This window comes from Microbacterium sp. PAMC22086 (assembly GCF_019443525.1).
In the GTDB taxonomy this organism is placed as follows: domain Bacteria; phylum Actinomycetota; class Actinomycetes; order Actinomycetales; family Microbacteriaceae; genus Microbacterium; species Microbacterium maritypicum.
This window is the reverse complement of the sequence record NZ_CP080380.1, coordinates 2,984,657-3,001,652: the sequence shown is the minus strand read 5'-3', so window position 1 is coordinate 3,001,652 and position 16,996 is coordinate 2,984,657. Positions and strand designations below refer to the sequence as shown.

The following is a 16,996-nucleotide window of genomic DNA, read 5'->3' as shown; positions in this document are numbered from 1 at the left end:
CTATAAGCTGGCGTGCCGGGGTTTGTGCAGGCGGGCGACTCGAGTGGACCCGCCGTTCAGATCCAATTGGCCACCCTTGAACAACGTGGCGAGTTGCAGTAGATGCAACAGGCAACAGTTCGTGGTGCGCGGCTCCTGGGCCGTCAACATCCGCAAGTTCCTGCCGAAGTATCGATCCCTCGACGCGCTCGCGGCGCAGGGGATGATGCCGACCGACGTCGCGGAGCTGCTGACGACCGCCATGAACGACGGCCGCAGCGTGATCGTCTCGGGTGCGACGCACGCGGGCAAGACCACCATGCTCGGCGCGCTGCTGGCCTCCTGCGCCGGTACGCAGCGCATCGTCACTGTGGAGGAGACGTTCGAACTTGCCGTGGAGGGGCCTGATCTCGTCTCGCTCCAGGGGCGCCAGGCGAGTCTCGAGGGGACGGGGGAGATCACCTTGCGTCGACTGGTGAAGGAGGCGCTGCGCATGCGCCCCGACCGTCTCGTCGTCGGCGAGGTCCGCGACGCCGAAGCCCTCGATCTCGTGCTCGCGCTCAACACCGGCGTACCCGGGGCGTGCACCGTGCACGCGAACTCGGCGACCGAAGCCATCGAGAAGCTCACGATCCTCCCGCTCTTGGCCGGACGGAACATCGATCGTGCATTCATCGCACCGGCGCTCGCCGCGTCGATCGATCTGGTCGTGCACTGCGTCCGAGATCAGGCAGGACGGCGACACGTGCAGGAGATCATCGCTCCGACAGGCGACATCGACGAGGGGAAGGTGCGCACGAGGTCGGTCTACCGGGCGCGAACCCGGCAGAGCGACGATTTCGGCAGGGAGCGCGGGGACCTGCGCCCGATCGAGGCCGCATCGTGACGGTGCTCGTGGGCGCTGTCCTCGCTGCGGGTGTGCTCCTGTGCCTCTCGCCATGGATGTGGCCCCTGTCGGACGAGGCCGAACCGCTCCCGCGACAGGGTCGGCTCGTCCATCTGATCGAGGAGGCGGGGTTCGACGGGCTCTCGCGACGTGTCTTTCTCACCGTCATCATCGCGGCCGGGCTGGTCGCGGCGTCCGTGGTGTGGCTTCTGACCGGAATCGCCGTGCTCTCCGTACTGGCAGGCCTTGCGGGGGCGGCGGCGCCGATCATGCTCCTCCGAGGGCGCCGCACGCGACTGCGACGATTGCGGCGACAGCTCTGGCCGGACGTCTGCGATCTCCTGATCGCATCGATCCGCGTGGGCTTGTCGCTCCCCGACGCGGTGGCGAGTCTGGCGGAGTCCGCACCGAAGATGCTCAGGCCGGCGTTCATCGTCTTCGCGAGAGATCTGCGGGCGAGCGGAAGGTTCGAGTCGAGCCTCGATCGGCTCAAGTCCACGTTGGCCGACCCCATCGGCGATCGCATCGCCGAGACCTTGCGGATGGCGCGTCAGGTCGGCGGCACGGAACTGATCAGTGTGCTGCGCGCCCTCTCGAGCTCGGTGCGGGCGGATGCGGCTCTCCGGGGCGAGGTCGAGGCGCGGCAGTCGTGGATCCGCGGTGCCGCGGTTCTCGGAGCCGTCGCGCCGTGGGTGATCCTCGGTCTGCTGGTGCTCCGACCTGAGGGCGCTGCGGCATACGGCACTCCCGAAGGCGTGATCGTGATCTGCCTGGGGGCGGCGGTGTCAGTCGTCGCCTTCCACGTCATGGTCCGCATCGGCCGGCTTCCCGAGCCTCGGCGGTGGTTCGGATGAGCGCGATCTCGGTCCTCGCGAGCGCCATCTTGATCGGGGGTGGCTTCGCCGCGGGAGTGATGAGCATCCTCTCCGCCCTCCCGCGGTGGAGGGCGGCATCTCTGGCCGTGCGGATCGGGCCCTACGTGCGCGACGTCGTCGCCGATGATCAGCTGCCCAGCGGGGTTCTTCCCGCTGCGGGAGCACTGCCAGCGAGCGGGCGGACGCTGTGGGAGCGCGCGCGAAGCGGGTTCGAGAGGATGCTCGGCGGGGGAGAGGCTCTCCGGCAGCGGCTGGCGCAGGCGGGTCTGCGCACGGACCCGGCTGCGTTCCGCGGGCGGCAGCTGGGGTGGGGTCTCGCCGGGATCGGTGTGGGCGCGGTCGTGCTGACCGTGCTGGCGGTGACCGGCCGGTTGTCGGTGCCGACGGGCGCGATGCCACTGCTCTGCGGCGCGGCGGCCGCCGCTGCGTACGACGTGCAACTCTCCGCGCGCGCCAGGTCCCGCCGGGCGCGGCTCACCGATGAGCTTCCGACGACGCTCGAATTCCTGGCTCTGTGTCTCTCCGCGGGTGAGGGGTTCCTCGATTCGCTGCGCCGGGTCGCCGATGTGGGGTCGGGTGAGCTCACCGCCGAGCTGCGCCAGGTGGTGCTCGCGGTCGGCACCGGATCCCCCTTGGCCGATGCGATGAACGAGATGGCGCGACGGCTGCAGCTTCCCGGACTGTCTCGCGTCGTCGACCAGGTGATCGCTGCGCTCGAGCACGGTGCCCCGCTCGCCGCCGTCCTGCATGCACAGGCGGGCGATGCACGCGAAGACGCGAAGCGCGTACTGATCGAGCAGGCGGGACGCAAAGAGATCCTGATGCTCCTCCCGACCATTATTGCGAAAAGGTACTTTGATGCATGATGATCTAGCGACCCCGAATTGTCCTGAATGCCTGGAGCCTATGCAGCCGCGTGCAGCGTGGTGGTTTTGCCAGCCGTGCCACGTCTACGTCGACGTCGAGTGACCATCTCGCGTCGCTCCCGGGCAACGACGAACGGAGGCGATAGGGTGGCCGTAACCCCGCCGAATTAGGAGCTCCGTTGACCCCGCGCAAGACGACGTCTGAGTACCGGAGCTACCCATGGATCAAAGCACAACTCGTGTCCGCGGGCTGGAACGATAAGAACCCGAACGTCGATCCTCGTGGACAGGTGTGGGAGCAAAACGAGGCCCTCTCGAACTCCGAGATCCGCAAGGGTTTGGGCAACCAGAAGCCAGAGTTTGTTGTACGCGTCACGGACAACCAATACTGGACCATCGAGGCGAAAGCGACCACGGCACAACTTGCTGTGGCGCTTACGGAGGCGACTGGCTATGCTGACGCGATCAATGCGGCTTCGCAAGTGGTGTCGGCGCGGTTCGCAACCGGGGTAGCTGGCACCGCGGAGACGGGGTACAAGGTTGCAACCCTGTTTCTCACATTGGCGGGCGAGTGGAAGCCCCTCGTGGCCGATGGTGTGAAGGTTGACACTTTTCTGGCCCCTAAGGACGCGCTTCGAGTTATCTCGGCCGACAACCCGGATGTGTCGGCCGTGCCCTTGACCGTCGCTGAGGTCGTCGAGATCGGGAAGTTCATCAACAAAACCTTGCACTCGGCCAAGGTCCCCAAGGAGCGGCGCGCTCTCCTCGTGGCGATCCTGCTCTTGGCGCTCCAGCGCGATCCAGACATCTCATACTCCGGAGACGCACAGGTGTTTTTGTCTGATGTGAATGCCAGAGCGCGGACGGTGTTCGAGGATGCAAACCGAGTGCCCCTGTGGGAATCACTGCAAATCCTGCCCGAGAACGAGAACGTCGCCGCACAAGCAACTGCCCTGAGTCAGGTGCTCCAAGTCATCCGCTCGAACAACATCCTCAACACCGCGAAAAGCACCGACATCCTCGGGGCGTTTTTCGAGAGCTTCCTCAAGTACGGCAATACCAGCAAGGACCTTGGCATCGTCCTAACGCCGCGACACTTGTGCTGGCTCGCCGCAGAGGCCGTGGGCATCGGTAAGGACGATGTCGTCTACGATCCGACTGTCGGGACAGCGGGCTTCCTGGTTGCCGCATTTAATCGGGTGCTCGCGACGGCAACTCCGGACGAAGCGGAGAAGTTCGCGACGAGAAACATCTATGGCATCGAACACTCGGGCTCAGTGGCTGCGCTCGCGTTCATCAACATGTACTTCCGCGGCGATGGCAAGCACAACCTCAAGATCGACTCTTCGCTGCCGTACAGAGTCGTATCGGTGGAGGGTAGTGAAGTCCTCAACTTCAAACATGGACTTGAACTGGTGGACGGTGAGTCCACCAGGGTCACGCGCGTGCTGATGAATCCGCCCTTCGCTCTTCCTGATGAAGAAGAAGCTGAGATTCGGTTCGTAGAGCACGGGCTCCGCCAACTCGTTAAGAACGGGATCCTCTTTTCCGTCTTGCCGTCCTCCGTGCTCTACGACAGTAATTTCGCGGCCTGGCGTAAGAACCTCCTGGAGCACAACACTTTGCTTAGCGTGGTCGCTCTTCCGACGGATGCGTTCTATCCAGTGGCTACGGAATCAGTGGGCGTGTTCTTGAAGCGTGGCTCAAAGCACAATATGACCGACGATGTCCTCTGGGTGAAACTCACGGACGACGGGCATGTCAAGCGCAAGGGTTTCCGTGTTGAACGAAAGGGGCTTCACTACAAGGAGTTCCTCAAGCCCACAGCGGATGCTTTGCGGAAGTGGATGGTATCGGGGATCGCCACACCCGCGGTTCCTGGTCAGTTAGAATTTTCTCCCTTGGCGAGCAATGAATGGCTCGCTCAAGTGCATCTAGGCACAGGCCTGCTCGACGCGGCGGACTTCGAACAGCGCGTTCGTGAGTCGTACCGTCGCATTCTGGTGCAACACGTGTCTGCTCCGATACTGGAAGGCGACCCTGACGATGTCTGAACGGCAGCTAGAGAAGATGGAATCGCTGTTCGATTTCGACGCGGCCCGATCGCGCGGCATCGCGGATTATGAACCGGGAGTAGTTCCTTTCGTCACCAGCACACTACTCAACAACGGGGTCGTGGGATACGTCACACCGATGGTTGGCGACAAGGTGTTCGACGGACCGGTTCTCTCGATATCCGGTTTAGGCGACGCCACTGTTCAGCTTGGACGATTTCTTCCGAAGGGGAATGGAGGCGACTCGCTAACGATCTGCACGCCGCTGAAGCCCATGACCGTTTACGAACTCGTGAGCGTGGCAGCTGCATTCAATTCCCTGCACGCTTGGCGGTTCAGCTACGGCCGTAAGTGCTCGCCGAGTCGACTGCGGCCTCTGGAGCTTCCGACTGAACTGCCCGATGCGAAGGTCATCTGGCAGGCTGAACGCGCTTCCGTCAATGCGCTCTCAACCGAGCTGACGACTCTCTAGACCGGCAGTCGTCCGCTGCTCGAACTAGTCGAACCCGACGAGGTGGTGGCGTTGTAGTGGCGTGAGATGTGGATGTGTAGACGCCACGGCGACGACCGAATCGTGCGCCATCTACTGACCGGCGTGCTGGTTGTCGAGGTGTGCAGTGTGCGACGATGGTGTCAGGAGAACATCTGGCCGAGCACCGCCGGGTCGCCCGAGTCCAGCGCCTTCTGAATCTGGTCGATCACTGCCGGGTCCGTGAACATGGCCCTCAGCGTGTCGTTCCAGATGCCGCGCATGGTGTCCACATTGCCCGCGTCGGCAGCACGGCCCATGGCCTCGATGGCCTCCTGGTATGGAATCTGCTGGAAGCCTTCGCCTGCCTCGTTCGGGTTGTAGTACGGCACCCACGTAACGGCGGGGTCGGGGTTGAGCCGCAGCACCTGGTCAGGGTGAATGTCCCGTGTGTGGTTGAGTGTCGCGAGCATGATGCCGTTGTAGATGCAGAGCCGTTCGCCGACCACGGTCGGCACGTCACCGGGCGCAACCGTGTACGACACGATGGTGCCCTCGTCGTCCAGGCCCACCGTGCCTGAGGCGAAGTCGCGTGCGCCCTGATCCACGACTTTCCCGGTTACTTCCGCGCTCATGCCGGTGATGTGGATGTACGCCGGGGTCTCGCATCCTTCGGGGCTGCCCGCAGGGACAGAGGTTCCATGGCCGACGTCCACGTAGCCCGATGGGAGGCCCGCCTCTGCCTCGGATTCGGCGGTGCTCGGCTTCGGCGCTTGGCTGGCAGCGGGCTTCGGGCTGGCGTCAGCCGCCTGGGGTGCCGCCGTGGTGGTGCACCCGGCAAGCGCGGTCACGGCTAGGGCCAGTGCAGCGAGCGCGGGGGCGAGCTTGGCTGTAGGGACTGCTGCACGAATAGGTGACAGGTTGTAGTCACGCCGCCAGTGCGGCGGTCGTGTTCATGATGGTCTCGAACTCGATGGGCGTCAAACGGCCCAGGCGGAGTTGGCGCCTCCGGCGGTGGTAGGTCCGCTCGATCCAGGTGACGATCGCAATCCGGAGCTGTTCCCGGGTGGTCCACGAGCGGCGGTCGAGGACGTTCTTCTGCAGCAGGGCGAAGAACGATTCCATGGCGGCGTTGTCGCCGCTGGAGCCGACTCTGCCCATCGATCCGACCATGCGGTGGCAGGCCAGGGCGCGCAGGAACTTCCTGCTCCGAAATTGAGATCCTCGGTCCGAGTGGACGATGCAGCCGGCGACATCACCGCGCATCTGGGCGGCGTTCTCGAGCGCCTGGACGGCCAAGCGGGACTTCATTCTCGAGTCGATCGAGTACCCGACGATCCGGCCCGAATACACGTCCTTGATCGCGCAGAGGTAGAGCTTGCCTTCACTCGTTTTGTGCTCCGTGATGTCCACGAGCCAGAGCTCGTTCGGCGCGTCGGCGGCGAACACGTGACGCGTTCTGCCGTCCTCGTCGATGACGGCGCAGAGGTCGTCGTGGACGGGTGGGCCGGGGCGCCGGCCCTTGCCGCGCTTCTTCCCGAACGCGCTCCACCACCCATTCGTGGACGCGATCCGCCACGCCGTCCGATCCGACATGGATTCGCCCGCATCACGGGCCTCGTCGGCGAGGAGCCGGTGCCCGAACTCGGGGTCGTCGCGGTGCGCGTCGAAGAGCGCGTTCGCGCGATACGCCTCCACCACCTCGCTGGAGGTGATGGGATCCGCCAGCCACCGGTAATAGGGCTGGCGGGAGAGCTTGAGCACCCGACACGTCACCGTCACAGGAATCCCTGCGGCGGCGAGCTCCGTCACGAGCGGGTAGAACCTTTTCCCGGGAGGTTCGCCTGCGACAGATACGCCGCCGCTCGACGCAACACCTCGTTCTCCTGCTCCAGCAGCCGGATCCGTTTCCGCGCCTCCCGCAGCTCAGCCCCTTCGACACGGGATTGGCCGGGCTTGGCACCCTCGTCGACGTCGGCGCGACGCAGCCACTTCTGCAACGTCATCGGGTGGACCCCGAAGTCTTTCGCGATCTGCTCGATCGTCACTCCGGGCTCACGGTTCCGCGCGACGCGCACGACGTCATCACGGAACTCGGTCGGGTAGGGCTTGGGCACAGCAACATCCTTCCAGGCCACCCTCGAGGGCAAGCCAGATCAGATGTCACCTATTCGTGCAGCAGTCCCGAACCCCTGTGCTTATTTAGTTATTGGAACATGTCTCAGCTTAGAGCACGCGCCACCTTCGCGGCGTCAACTTCCACCCGTCCAGCGGTGCGAACCTTGTCGAGCTCCGGGTAGAGCTGGTCGGGGGTGTAGTAGTCGTCGCGTGTGCATCGGTCGCAGGTGAGCTGGTGGTTCTGCACCACTTCACCGTCGACAAACAGCAGCGGGTCAATCGGCCCCTCGTTGCGAATGCGCGCCCAACCATCGCCGTCATGACCGAACTGCGCCACGGTGCGCGGCTTGTGGACATACGCCCCGGTGCCGTGACAGACCAGTTTGACTGTGGATTGCATGTTTGCTATAATGCCACCCCTTGCCCCGCCTCCGCTCATCAACCTTCGTCCCCAGCGAGAGAAAAGCCCCGGTCAGCGGGCTAATAAATTGGTCCCGCGTCCCGGCGTGTTGCACGGCCACCAGCGCCCCGCGCTGCTCTGCTGTGGCGTCCCACGGCCACTGCGGCCAGTGGGTTAGGGCTGCCCGGTGCTGCCAGGTCCGCAGCGGACGGCTGAGCGACAGCCGCACCGACCTCCAGCGCGCCCCCGCGCACGCCACGCCAGGGCAGCGCCCGCATATTCCCGAAGGGTGCCCTTCAGGCTTTCCGACTGCAAGCTGGCGGACGCCATCTACTCGCGCCAGGTGTGCCTAGTCCTTCGTGCACGTGAACGTTCCGCTCTGTTCCGTGAACTTGTAGGACCCGGAAGCGAGGTCGTAAAACGGGGGGTAAGCGCTTGTGAGCGTTAGCTTGGTCGTGTTTATCGTCTGCACGTTCGTGAACTCAACCGGCAAGTCTTGTCCGTTAGTCATATCAAAATAGTGCGCCGAGGTGACCGCACCGCCACTGACTGTGATGCCGGGGCCGGGCATGGTACCAAGGCCCTGTCTTCCTGGTATCTCACAGGACCAGTCGCCGTCGTATATGTCCTGGCCTATATCTCCCGCATCGGGACGGCCGAATGCCCACCAGAGAAAGACCGCAGCAGCAATCCCCCCGATCACAAGGACCCAGTTGACGAGGGTGTTCCCAGGCTGCCGTTCAGTCATGCCGTAAGGATAGTGGGACCGGTACGCTCAGCTACGCCAGATGACCCGTACCGTGTCCGGGTCGAACGTCCCCCCGCTGCCCGTTGGCAGGATCACGACAGAGACAAGGGTGTCCAGCACGGCGCGCTTGCTGTCCATGCTGAGGCCGTCCCACACCTGGCGCGCGTTGGCCCCTATCAACTCGGCAGGCACGGCAGCCGGTAGCGCGGCATCCACGGCAGCAGCAGCCTGTGCCCGGTCGGCTCTCAACCCCTCGGTGATGCGCACGAGCTGTGCGGCATCGATGCTTCCAGCGGCGAAGATGTCGGCAGCGTCGGCGAGCCTGGCATCAATCAAACCCAAGGTGTCGCGAGCAGCCTGGAGCGCGGCAGGGTCACCCTGGCTGAGCAGGCGCGCAGCGTCGGGCATTTGCAGCCTGCCGACCACGATGCCTTCCACCAGGTCGTCCACGTTGGACTGCTTGCGTCGCACGCGGTAGCACTCGCTGCACACATAGCTCGACGGCTGCTTCTTGGTGCGCCCGTTCGCCTGGCGTGTCGTCCGGCCCACACCGCGCACCATCACGCCGTCGCACAGCAGCGGCTCGCCAGCGTCGTCCAGAGCGCCGGTAGGGCGTCCACACCGGGCGATGCCGCTCAGCAGATACTTGGGCTGCCTGCCTGGGGGAGCAGTGCGGCGAGCGGGGTCGGTCAGCACGGCCTTGAGCCTTTCGTGGGTGTCCTCGTCAATGACGCGCGGGGCGTCGGCAGGGGCACGGCCTACTACCTGCCCCCGGTGGACAGTCAACCCAGCCAGGCTAGCCCGCACCAGCAATTGCTTCAGCGTGGTTGTGTTCCACAGTGAGCCGTGCCCTGGGGTAGGAACGCCCCGCGTGTTGAAGTCCTTACAGACCGACCGCAGCGACTCACCATCCAGGGCGCGCTGCACAGCCTCGCGGATGGTCGCAGCCTCATCATCGTGCAGCACCAGGCCAGCCCCCGCGCGCCGGTAGCCGTAGCCGATGCGCCCCTGGTGGACCCCGCTGGCTGCCCGCTGCACGTTGGCCGCGACCTGCCGTGTGGCTTTCTGCTCGCCCTCGTACTGCGACCATGCGGCAACGGTGCGCGCCACGGCACGGCCTGCCGGTGTGGTCAGGTCGAGCGTGCCTGCCGTCACGGTGTACACCGGCACGTTCAGGGCGATCACGCGCTCAAGGTCACGGGTCAGGCGCAGCAGCCGGTCCTGATGCCAAGCGATGACGGCCGTGGGCTTGGCCTTGAGCATGGCCTCGAACTCGGGGCGCACCTTGCCGTTCGTGGCGCTGATGTCGTTGTCCGAGTACACCTTGGTCACCGTCAGCCCCAGGCGCTCAGCCAGGACACGGCACTCCTGCTGCTGGCGGGCCACGCCCAGCCCCTCGCCAGTGCGGTCAAGGCTGATGCGGGTGTATATCACGGCGTCCATGTTGACATAGTACCTTTTCGCAATGCTTGTGCCGCTCGTCTTCCTGATCCTTCCGCTCTCGGTGCTCTTCGCCGTGTATCCGGGACTCTTCATCCTCCGGCTCGGCATCGGCTGACCGCCCGACGAAAGGACCACCATGACCGCACGAACACAGGAGCACCGGCGACGCCCTTGGCATGACGTCACGACCCGGTTCCGCGCCTTCATCGACGACGAAGCGGGTGACGTTCCCGGATGGGTGCTCGTCACGTTGATGACCGCGGGCTTGGTGGTGCTGATCTGGGCCGTCGCCGGTCCCGCTCTGACCTCGCTGTTCGAGCAGGCGATCCAGAGGGTCTCGGGGCTCTGACATGGACGACCGGAGTGGTTGCGCGGATGATCGTGGCTCCAGCCCGGTGGAGTTCGTGCTCGTCGGAACGCTCCTCACCGCCCTCACGCTCGCTGTGCTGCAGCTCGCGTTCGCGGTGTACGTGCGCAACGTGGTGCACGACGCCGCCGTCGAAGGCGCCTACCACGCGGCTCTCGCCGATACGACCCCGGAGGAGGGCATCGAACGCACCAGAGACGTCATCTCCCGCGCGGTCGGCGCGGACTACGCCGAGGACATCCAAATCGGCGTCTCCGGCGCCCCGCCCTACGAGACGGTCGACGTCCGGGTCCGCACGACGTTTCCGCTGCTCGGACTGATCGGCCTTCCCCTCGCGATGGAGGTGGAGGCTCATGCACCTGCCGAGACTTTCGGGGAAGAATGACGAGGGATCGGCCGCCCTGGAGTTCATCGTGGTGGGGGTGATCCTTCTGGTGCCGCTGATCTATCTCGTCATCGCGCTCGGAGCGATCCAGGAGCAGACCTTCGGGGCGGAAGCGGCAGCACGGCACATCGCCCGCGTGATCGCGCGAGCGCCAGACGCTGCGACCGCGGCGGACCGCAGCGACGCGGTGCTCGCAGGGATCGTGGACGAGTACGGCCTCGATGAGGACGTGGTCGATGTGATGCTCTCCTGCGCGCCGCCCGCAGCGGAGTGCCCGTCGGCCGGCACGACGATCGTCGTCACCGTCACCACGCGGGTGCGGCTGCCGCCGGTGCCGGAGGTGCTCGGACTCGATCGTTCGACGGCCGTCCCTGTGCAGGCCGAAGCGGTGCAGAAGGTGTCGCGGCTGTGGGGAACGGGATGAGGGAGCAGACCCGAACAGCGCACGGCGCTGTCGGCGACCAGGAGGAGGGGAGCGTGCTGCTGCTCACTCTCGGCTACGTACTGCTCGCTCTAGCCGTGATCTTCGTGTGCGTCTGCGCCACCGATCTCTACATCGCCCAGAAGCGGTTGGACGCACTCGCCGACTCCGCCGCGCTCGCCGGAGCGGACGGTTTCACCCTGGCGGTGTACGACGACAGCGTGCGGGCCGAGCTGACCGATGCCGGCGTCGAGGAGCAGGCCGACGCTCTCATGAGCGCGCTGCCGGGCGAGGCGTCGCTCACCGCCGCGGGCACGCCCGACGGCGTCACCGCCCGGGTGACCGTCGCCGCGGAATGGCATCCGCCGCTGGTGTCCGTGTTCGTGCCCGGAGGCGTCCCGTTGGAGTCGACCGCCACCAGCCGCACGGCCCTGCGATGACAGTTGCCTCGGCTCAGCGAGGGTCGCGCAGCTGCGTGAGCAGTCCGTCGAGCCGGGGAACGAGTTGCGGCGGCACCTCGGCGGGCAGGGCGTCGACCGGCCACCAGCGCACGTCCTCCGACTCCTCGCTCACGGTCAGCGCGGACTCACGGTCGACGACGACCGCGATGCCGATGTCGAGGTGCGAGGCGCAGGCGCCGAAGCGCGAGGAAAGCCCATGGTGGTCGAGGTCGTAAGCGAGAGGGGCGGGCGTCGGCTCCACCACGATGCCCGTCTCCTCGCGCAGCTCACGCAGCGCTCCCGCCACGACCGAATCATCGCCGTGCTCGACGTGGCCTCCCGGCTGCACCCAGAACTGCCCCTTGCGATGGAAGACGAGCAGCGTGTGCTGCAGTGATGCGTCGAACACCACGCACGACGCGGTGAGGTGATCGGGTCCTGCCTCCCGATGCACCGGGCCACCCTCTGCCGCGAAGAACGACGCGAAGTCGGCCTGCGCTGCACGGTCTCGTTCCGATCGGGGCACGAAGGTCGAGACCAGTCGGTGGGCATCCGCCTCCAGAGCCTGGGTCATTCCTGTTCCCCCTCGGAGGAGTCGTCGCCGGATTCCGGTCGCGCCCGCGGGACGAACTGCGGAATCCACCGCAGGAACCCCAGAGCGCCGACGAGGCCGACCACGCCCATCGCGGCCGCCGCGAACGGCAGGGCGGCGACAGCCGTGATGGCCGAGACGAGCAGCGGAGCGATCGCCCCGCCCGCATCGGTGAGCGTGCGCCAGGATCCGAGGAACGCCGCGGGTTCCCGCTTCGGGGCGACGTCGGCGCCCAGAGTCAGCAGGATGCCGCTCGAGAGGCCGTTGCCGACACCGAGGACGGCGGCGAACATGCCGAACCACAGAACCGCCGCATCCACGTCGTGCGTGAACGACAGGGCGAGGAACCCTGCGCCCATGAGAACCATCGCCGGCATCGCCGCCCACAGTCTGCCGAACCGGTCCATCACCTGGCCGCTCGCATAGAAGAGCGCGAAGTCGATGGCGCCCGAGATGCCGACCACGAGGGCGATGGTCGAGGCATCCAATCCCAGCGACAGTCCCCACAGCGGCAGCACCACCTGTCGCGCCGAGCGGACCGCGGAGAGCGACGCGGCGGCGAGCCCGAGCCGGCCGAGCACCGCGCGCTGACGCCACATGGTCTGGAGGATGCCCAGGCGCTCGATCGTCGGGATCGACCCGCTCACCGCCTCGCCGGAGTCCTCCAGATAGCGCTCGTGAGTGGTCGACGGTACCGGCGGGATCATCTTCTCGGGGTCGGGCCCGAAGAGCACCAGCACGACCATGACCATCAGGCAGCCCAGGAAGAACCAGATCGCCGCACTCTCGCTCCCGAACAGCTGCAGGAGCCCCGCAGCCACGAAGGGGCCGATGAAGATGCCGAGGCGGAAGCTGCCGCCGAGCAGCGAGAGCGAACGCGCACGGAAGGCGACCGGCACGCGAGTGGTCATGAACGCGTGGCGGGCGAGACCGAAGGCCGCCGCGCAGATCCCGAGGAGGAAGACCGAGGCCGCCAGCACGCCGAGCGAGGGCGCGAACACCATTCCGAGTCCGGCGACGATGGCGATCACGCCGGCGATGACCATCGTGTACCTCTCGCCGATCTTGCCCACGGCCCAGCCGGCAGGAAGGTTGCCGCACAACTGACCGATAACGAGGGCGGAGGCCACGAGGGCGGCGAACGCCACGTCGGCGCCCATGGATGCGGCGAGCACCGGGATGAGCGGAATCACGGCGCCTTCGCCGAGGGCGAAGAGGATCGTCGGCAGATACACCATGGGCCCGAACTGTCGAAGGACCGTCGAAGCACTGCTCACAGCTTCACGCTACTCCCGTTGCGGAAAGGTCTCCGACGACGGGGTCCCCGCGCGGGCAGGCGGCACGTTAGGCTGAGGTGTCATGCTCGAACTAGATCTCTCCGCCGAAATCCAGGCGCTCAGGCACACCTTCGGCGACATCAGCGAGGTCGTCGATGTCTCCCGTCTCCGCGACGACATCGCGCGTCTCAGCGAGGAGGCCGGTGCCCCCGACCTCTGGGACGACACCGAGAACGCGCAGAAGGTGACCAGCGCACTCAGCCACCGCCAGTCCGAGCTCGCCCGCATCACCGGCATCGCTCAGCGTCTCGATGACCTCGAGGTCCTGATCGGGCTCGCCAACGAGATGGGCGATGAGGACTCCGCGCAGGAAGCCCGCGCCGAGCTCGCCGCTCTCACCGACCTCATCAACCAGCTCGAGGTGCAGACGCTCCTCGATGGCGAGTACGACGAGCGCGCCGCGATCATCACGATCCGATCCGGCGCCGGCGGCGACGACGCCACCGACTTCGCCGAGATGCTGATGCGCATGTACCTGCGCTGGGCCGAGCGTCACAAGTACCCCGTCAAGGTCATGGACACGTCCTACGCGGAGGGTGCGGGCATCAAGTCTGCGACCTTCGAGATCGATGCGCCCTACGCCTTCGGAACCATCTCGGTCGAGGCCGGAACCCACCGCCTCGCCCGCATCAGCCCGTTCGGCTCCGCCGACAAGCGCCAGACGTCGTTCGCCGCTGTCGAGGTCATCCCGCTGATGGAAGAGGCCACCGAGGTCGACATCCCGGAGAACGACATCCGCGTCGACGTCTTCCGCTCCTCCGGCCCCGGTGGGCAGTCGGTCAACACGACCGACTCGGCCGTGCGCCTCACCCACCTCCCGACCGGCATCGTCGTGTCGATGCAGAACGAGAAGTCGCAGATCCAGAACCGCGCCGCCGCGATGCGCGTGCTGCAGACGCGACTCCTGCTCCTGCAGAAGGAGCAGGAAGCGGCGAAGAAGAAGGAGCTCGCGGGCAACATCACCGCGAGCTGGGGCGACCAGATGCGCTCGTACTTCCTCTACGGGCAGCAGCTGGTCAAAGACCTCCGCACCGGACAGGAGTCCGGCAACCCGGCGGCGGTGTTCGACGGCGACCTCGACGACTTCATCTCGGCGGGCATCCGCTGGCGCAAGCGCAAGATCGAGGACTGAGTCCTCGAAGAAGGCCCCGGAGAGATCCGGGGCCTTCTTCGTGTGCGTCGTCGGTCAGTAGTTCGCGCCCTTGAGGGTTCCGGTCACTTCCTCGTAGCTGAAGAGGATGCACTGCACGGTGCGATCCGATGCGTGGTTCCAGGATGACTTCGTCGGCTGGTAGTAGTAGTAATCGAGCTCGGAGACGTCGTAGGAGACGCCGACGTACGACTCGAACGCCGCGAGGCAGCCGTCCGACGCCGTGACGCCCAGGGCGTCGTCCCCGGGGAACTCGCCGTCTTCGACGTCGAAGATGAGGTAGATCTCGTCGGTGTGGGGCTGCTCGCACGGCACGACGGGAAGATCGAAGATCACGTCGTCGTCGGTGTATTCGACCAGGGGGAGGCAGTCGCCGACCTCGAGCTCCTCGAAGGGGACCATCTCCGCACCCTCGATGGTGGAGGGATCCTCGCGTCCGGTGGGGGAATCGCCCTCGGACGACGGGCGATCGCCGGGAGCGGCGAACGGACTGTCGCCGTTCTCCGCGATCGACGACGTCGCCAGCACGAGGAAAGAGACCGCGGCGGCGAGGACCGCGCCGATGACGGCTACGACCAGTCCGGTGATGCCGGGCCACTTCCGTCCGCGCAGGAAGAGCGAGATCAGCGACATCACGAAGCCCACGGCGAGCAGCGCCCAACCGGCGATCGCGATCACCGGGAAGCAGGCGCAGACGACGCCGATGACCACGGCGACAAGTCCGATGATCCCCACCACCGGCACTCCGGTCGCGGGCTGCGGAGACGGTGCGACCGGCCACGACGCCGCCGGGTATCCGCCGTATGCCGGATACGTCGTACCGGCAGGGGACGTGGTCGCAGCGGGCGCGGGCATCTGGCCCGCGAGCGTGTACGGCGGGACGAAGGGTGCCGGTTCGGCGTCGGCGGGCGGGGTGATGGGTACGGCCGGCACAGGAGCCTCCGGCGCCGGTTCGGAAGCCGTCGGCTCCTGCACTGTCGGTTCAGACGCTGTCGACTCGCCGCCAGGCGCCGGCCTCCCCGTGACGACATGCTCGGTCCACTGCAGACCGTCCCACCACCGTCGGTTCCCGGAGCCGTCGTCGTACCAGCCGGCAGGTGTTGTCATCAGGCTTCCCCGTGTGTCTTTCTCGGTCGGCGAATGCGTGGTGAGGTCATTCTCGCTACGCCGGCCGATCCTCAGCGGTGTGGCCGTCATGACGACGGTAGCGGCGCTGGGCGCCCTGTGTCGAATGACAGGACGACCGCGTGAAGAAGGCCTCAGGAGCGCGATGCTCCTGAGGCCTTCTTCGACATGCGTCCGGGTCAGGGGACGAGGCAGACCGGCAACGCGTCGGCGAACTTCTCGGTGAACGCGAGCGCGACATCGGGATCGCTGAACTCGGCGCTGTCGCCTGAGGCGATGATGCGCAGCGTCTCGTCGTCGAGATCTGAATTCGCGAACTCGCTGGCGAAGCAGGTGATGTGTTCGGGCGTGTAGCCCTCAGCCCCGGTGGACTGGATAATCGCCGTGATGCCGACCGCGAGTTCCTCCGCAGTGGGGCGACCCGTCCCGTCGGTTCCCTCGGTGCCGTCGGTTCCTTCGGTCTCGCTCGGCGCGGTCGCCTCGATCGACGGAGAAGAGGTGGGCATCCTGTCGATCTCTTCGCTCACTCCCTGGGCGAAGGCGAAGAGGTAGACGAACGACATCACGATGCCGATGATCGTCCCGACGACCGCGAGGATGAGCCCCGTGATGCCCGGCCACTTCTTGCCCTTGAGGAAGACCGAGACGAGGGAGACGATGAACCCGGCGGCGAGCAGGAAGAAGCCGATGAAGCCGATCACCGGGATGAAGACCAGGATCGTGCCGAGCGCCGCGAGCCCGAGTCCGACGAGTCCGAGGACCGACACCTTCTTAGGCTCCTCGGGACCGGGCTGCCCATACCCGGCGGCGGCGGGGTAGCCCGTCGTGCTGCCGGGGTAGGCCGGCGCGGCGCCCGGGTAGGAATCCGACGACGGCGCGGCTGCGCCGACCGGGTAGGCGGGAGCCGCCGGCGCGGAGTATGCGCCGAGGTCGTCGCTGAGCGGGGTCGTCGCCGCCGTCGCCCCGGGAGCATCATTCACATCCTGAGCGGTGAGACCTGCGGAAGCCGTCTGCGACGGATCCGACGACTCGGGGGAGATCGGCGTCTCGTCGGACGGACGGACGACGGTGTCATCGATCGATGGGGTCTCGACGACCTGCTCCTCGACGACGAGCTGCTCCTCGGAGACGGCCGGGGCATCGGTGGTCTCCGGGGCGAAGTGCTCGGTCCACTGCTGGCCGTCCCACCAGCGCTGTCGACCGGATCCGTCGTCGTACCATCCTGCGGGCGTAGTCATGGGTCCCCCTTGAAAGAACTCGGCGGCCACTTCCTGCAGCCGACATCTTCATGTATAGCAGTGGCAGGCGACGTGGCAGTGGGTCGTGGATGGGGAGCAATCC

At 66.3% G+C, this 16,996-nt stretch carries 19 protein-coding genes; 10 read left to right on the top strand and 9 right to left on the bottom strand.

Going from position 1 to position 16,996, the window contains the following annotated elements:
• Positions 1–124 precede the first annotated feature (124 nt).
• From KY497_RS14910 to KY497_RS14890, 5 genes are all read left to right on the top strand, one after another.
• Positions 125–865 (top strand): CpaF family protein, encoded by a 741-nt coding sequence (locus KY497_RS14910; protein WP_258185726.1) that lies wholly within the window; start codon positions 125–127, stop codon positions 863–865.
• A complete protein-coding gene (locus tag KY497_RS14905; RefSeq protein WP_219869410.1) occupies positions 862–1,719 on the top strand; it encodes a type II secretion system F family protein in 858 nt (285 codons plus the stop codon). The genes KY497_RS14910 and KY497_RS14905 overlap by 4 nt, the downstream gene beginning before the upstream one ends.
• Positions 1,716–2,606, top strand: a complete 891-nt coding sequence (locus KY497_RS14900; protein ID WP_219869409.1) for a type II secretion system F family protein — start codon at positions 1,716–1,718, stop codon at positions 2,604–2,606. Before KY497_RS14905 ends, KY497_RS14900 begins: the two co-directional genes overlap by 4 nt.
• Positions 2,607–2,785: 179 nt before the next feature.
• A complete protein-coding gene (locus tag KY497_RS14895; RefSeq protein ID WP_219869408.1) occupies positions 2,786–4,660 on the top strand; it encodes a class I SAM-dependent DNA methyltransferase in 1,875 nt (624 codons plus the stop codon).
• The gene (locus KY497_RS14890) at positions 4,653–5,132 is read left to right on the top strand and encodes a hypothetical protein (protein WP_219869407.1); all 480 of its coding nucleotides are present in this window, start codon (positions 4,653–4,655) and stop codon (positions 5,130–5,132) included. Before KY497_RS14895 ends, KY497_RS14890 begins: the two co-directional genes overlap by 8 nt.
• Positions 5,133–5,293: 161 nt before the next feature.
• Here KY497_RS14890 and KY497_RS14885 read toward each other — a convergent pair whose 3' ends face one another.
• From KY497_RS14885 to KY497_RS14865, 5 genes are all read right to left on the bottom strand, one after another.
• Entirely contained in the window at positions 5,294–5,980 is a 687-nt protein-coding gene (locus KY497_RS14885; protein WP_219869406.1) for a hypothetical protein, read from the bottom strand.
• A gap of 76 nt (positions 5,981–6,056) precedes the next feature.
• Positions 6,057–7,246 (bottom strand): IS3 family transposase gene (locus tag KY497_RS14880; RefSeq protein ID WP_219869405.1). Its coding sequence is split into 2 segments (ribosomal slippage): positions 6,057–6,959 and positions 6,962–7,246, totalling 1,188 coding nucleotides; the frame shifts between segments, so codons are not numbered across the junction.
• Between the two features lie 104 nt (positions 7,247–7,350).
• Complete coding sequence (locus tag KY497_RS14875; protein WP_219869404.1) at positions 7,351–7,647, bottom strand: hypothetical protein; 297 nt, start codon at positions 7,645–7,647, stop codon at positions 7,351–7,353.
• Positions 7,648–7,996: 349 nt separating this feature from the next.
• Positions 7,997–8,395, bottom strand: coding sequence for a hypothetical protein (locus KY497_RS14870; protein WP_219869403.1), 399 nt, complete (start codon positions 8,393–8,395; stop codon positions 7,997–7,999).
• A 27-nt stretch (positions 8,396–8,422) separates the two neighbouring features.
• Entirely contained in the window at positions 8,423–9,838 is a 1,416-nt protein-coding gene (locus KY497_RS14865; RefSeq protein WP_219869402.1) for a recombinase family protein, read from the bottom strand.
• Between the two features lie 136 nt (positions 9,839–9,974).
• Here KY497_RS14865 and KY497_RS14855 point away from each other — a divergent pair, with 136 nt between their 5' ends.
• From KY497_RS14855 to KY497_RS14840, 4 genes are read left to right on the top strand one after another with little or no spacing between them, the layout of a single operon-like run.
• Positions 9,975–10,187 carry a hypothetical protein gene (locus KY497_RS14855; protein WP_141386253.1) on the top strand — a complete coding sequence of 71 codons (213 nt, stop codon included), beginning with the start codon at positions 9,975–9,977 and terminating at the stop codon, positions 10,185–10,187.
• 1 nt (position 10,188) lies between these two features.
• Positions 10,189–10,590, top strand: a complete 402-nt coding sequence (locus KY497_RS14850; protein ID WP_055870985.1) for a TadE/TadG family type IV pilus assembly protein — start codon at positions 10,189–10,191, stop codon at positions 10,588–10,590.
• The gene (locus KY497_RS14845; protein ID WP_219869401.1) at positions 10,559–11,014 is read left to right on the top strand and encodes a TadE family protein; all 456 of its coding nucleotides are present in this window, start codon (positions 10,559–10,561) and stop codon (positions 11,012–11,014) included. Before KY497_RS14850 ends, KY497_RS14845 begins: the two co-directional genes overlap by 32 nt.
• The gene (locus KY497_RS14840; RefSeq protein ID WP_141386251.1) at positions 11,011–11,451 is read left to right on the top strand and encodes a pilus assembly protein TadG-related protein; all 441 of its coding nucleotides are present in this window, start codon (positions 11,011–11,013) and stop codon (positions 11,449–11,451) included. The genes KY497_RS14845 and KY497_RS14840 overlap by 4 nt, the downstream gene beginning before the upstream one ends.
• 13 nt (positions 11,452–11,464) lie before the next feature.
• Here the strand turns inward: KY497_RS14840 and KY497_RS14835 are convergent, their stop codons facing one another.
• The gene (locus tag KY497_RS14835) at positions 11,465–12,025 is read right to left on the bottom strand and encodes an NUDIX hydrolase (RefSeq protein ID WP_151487204.1); all 561 of its coding nucleotides are present in this window, start codon (positions 12,023–12,025) and stop codon (positions 11,465–11,467) included.
• Positions 12,022–13,281: an MFS transporter gene (locus KY497_RS14830; RefSeq protein ID WP_219870357.1), complete on the bottom strand. Its 1,260-nt coding sequence runs from the start codon at positions 13,279–13,281 to the stop codon at positions 12,022–12,024. Before KY497_RS14830 ends, KY497_RS14835 begins: the two co-directional genes overlap by 4 nt.
• A gap of 121 nt (positions 13,282–13,402) precedes the next feature.
• On the opposite strand from KY497_RS14830, the gene prfB reads away from it, so the two are divergent.
• A complete protein-coding gene (gene prfB / locus KY497_RS14825) occupies positions 13,403–14,512 on the top strand; it encodes a peptide chain release factor 2 (protein WP_017828547.1) in 1,110 nt (369 codons plus the stop codon).
• A gap of 54 nt (positions 14,513–14,566) precedes the next feature.
• Here the strand turns inward: prfB and KY497_RS14820 are convergent, their stop codons facing one another.
• Both KY497_RS14820 and KY497_RS14815 read right to left on the bottom strand, forming a co-directional pair.
• A complete protein-coding gene (locus KY497_RS14820; protein WP_219869400.1) occupies positions 14,567–15,637 on the bottom strand; it encodes a DUF2510 domain-containing protein in 1,071 nt (356 codons plus the stop codon).
• Between the two features lie 197 nt (positions 15,638–15,834).
• Positions 15,835–16,893, bottom strand: a complete 1,059-nt coding sequence (locus KY497_RS14815; protein WP_219869399.1) for a DUF2510 domain-containing protein — start codon at positions 16,891–16,893, stop codon at positions 15,835–15,837.
• Positions 16,894–16,996 lie beyond the last annotated feature (103 nt).

Excerpts from the sequence above, each read along its gene's own strand:
- KY497_RS14870 (WP_219869403.1), bottom strand. The coding sequence starts at position 8,395 with ATGACTGAACGGCAGCCTGGGAACACCCTCGTCAACTGGGTCCTTGTG.
- KY497_RS14875 (WP_219869404.1), bottom strand. The coding sequence starts at position 7,647 with ATGCAATCCACAGTCAAACTGGTCTGTCACGGCACCGGGGCGTATGTC.
- KY497_RS14830 (WP_219870357.1), bottom strand. The coding sequence starts at position 13,281 with ATGGTGTATCTGCCGACGATCCTCTTCGCCCTCGGCGAAGGCGCCGTG.
- KY497_RS14865 (WP_219869402.1), bottom strand. The coding sequence starts at position 9,838 with ATGGACGCCGTGATATACACCCGCATCAGCCTTGACCGCACTGGCGAG.
- KY497_RS14855 (WP_141386253.1), top strand. The coding sequence starts at position 9,975 with ATGACCGCACGAACACAGGAGCACCGGCGACGCCCTTGGCATGACGTC.
- KY497_RS14820 (WP_219869400.1), bottom strand. The coding sequence starts at position 15,637 with ATGACAACACCTGCCGGCTGGTACGACGACGGCTCCGGGAACCGACGG.
- KY497_RS14900 (WP_219869409.1), top strand. The coding sequence starts at position 1,716 with ATGAGCGCGATCTCGGTCCTCGCGAGCGCCATCTTGATCGGGGGTGGC.
- KY497_RS14890 (WP_219869407.1), top strand. The coding sequence starts at position 4,653 with ATGTCTGAACGGCAGCTAGAGAAGATGGAATCGCTGTTCGATTTCGAC.
- KY497_RS14845 (WP_219869401.1), top strand. The coding sequence starts at position 10,559 with ATGCACCTGCCGAGACTTTCGGGGAAGAATGACGAGGGATCGGCCGCC.
- KY497_RS14835 (WP_151487204.1), bottom strand. The coding sequence starts at position 12,025 with ATGACCCAGGCTCTGGAGGCGGATGCCCACCGACTGGTCTCGACCTTC.
- prfB (WP_017828547.1), top strand. The coding sequence starts at position 13,403 with ATGCTCGAACTAGATCTCTCCGCCGAAATCCAGGCGCTCAGGCACACC.
- KY497_RS14840 (WP_141386251.1), top strand. The coding sequence starts at position 11,011 with ATGAGGGAGCAGACCCGAACAGCGCACGGCGCTGTCGGCGACCAGGAG.
- KY497_RS14850 (WP_055870985.1), top strand. The coding sequence starts at position 10,189 with ATGGACGACCGGAGTGGTTGCGCGGATGATCGTGGCTCCAGCCCGGTG.
- KY497_RS14815 (WP_219869399.1), bottom strand. The coding sequence starts at position 16,893 with ATGACTACGCCCGCAGGATGGTACGACGACGGATCCGGTCGACAGCGC.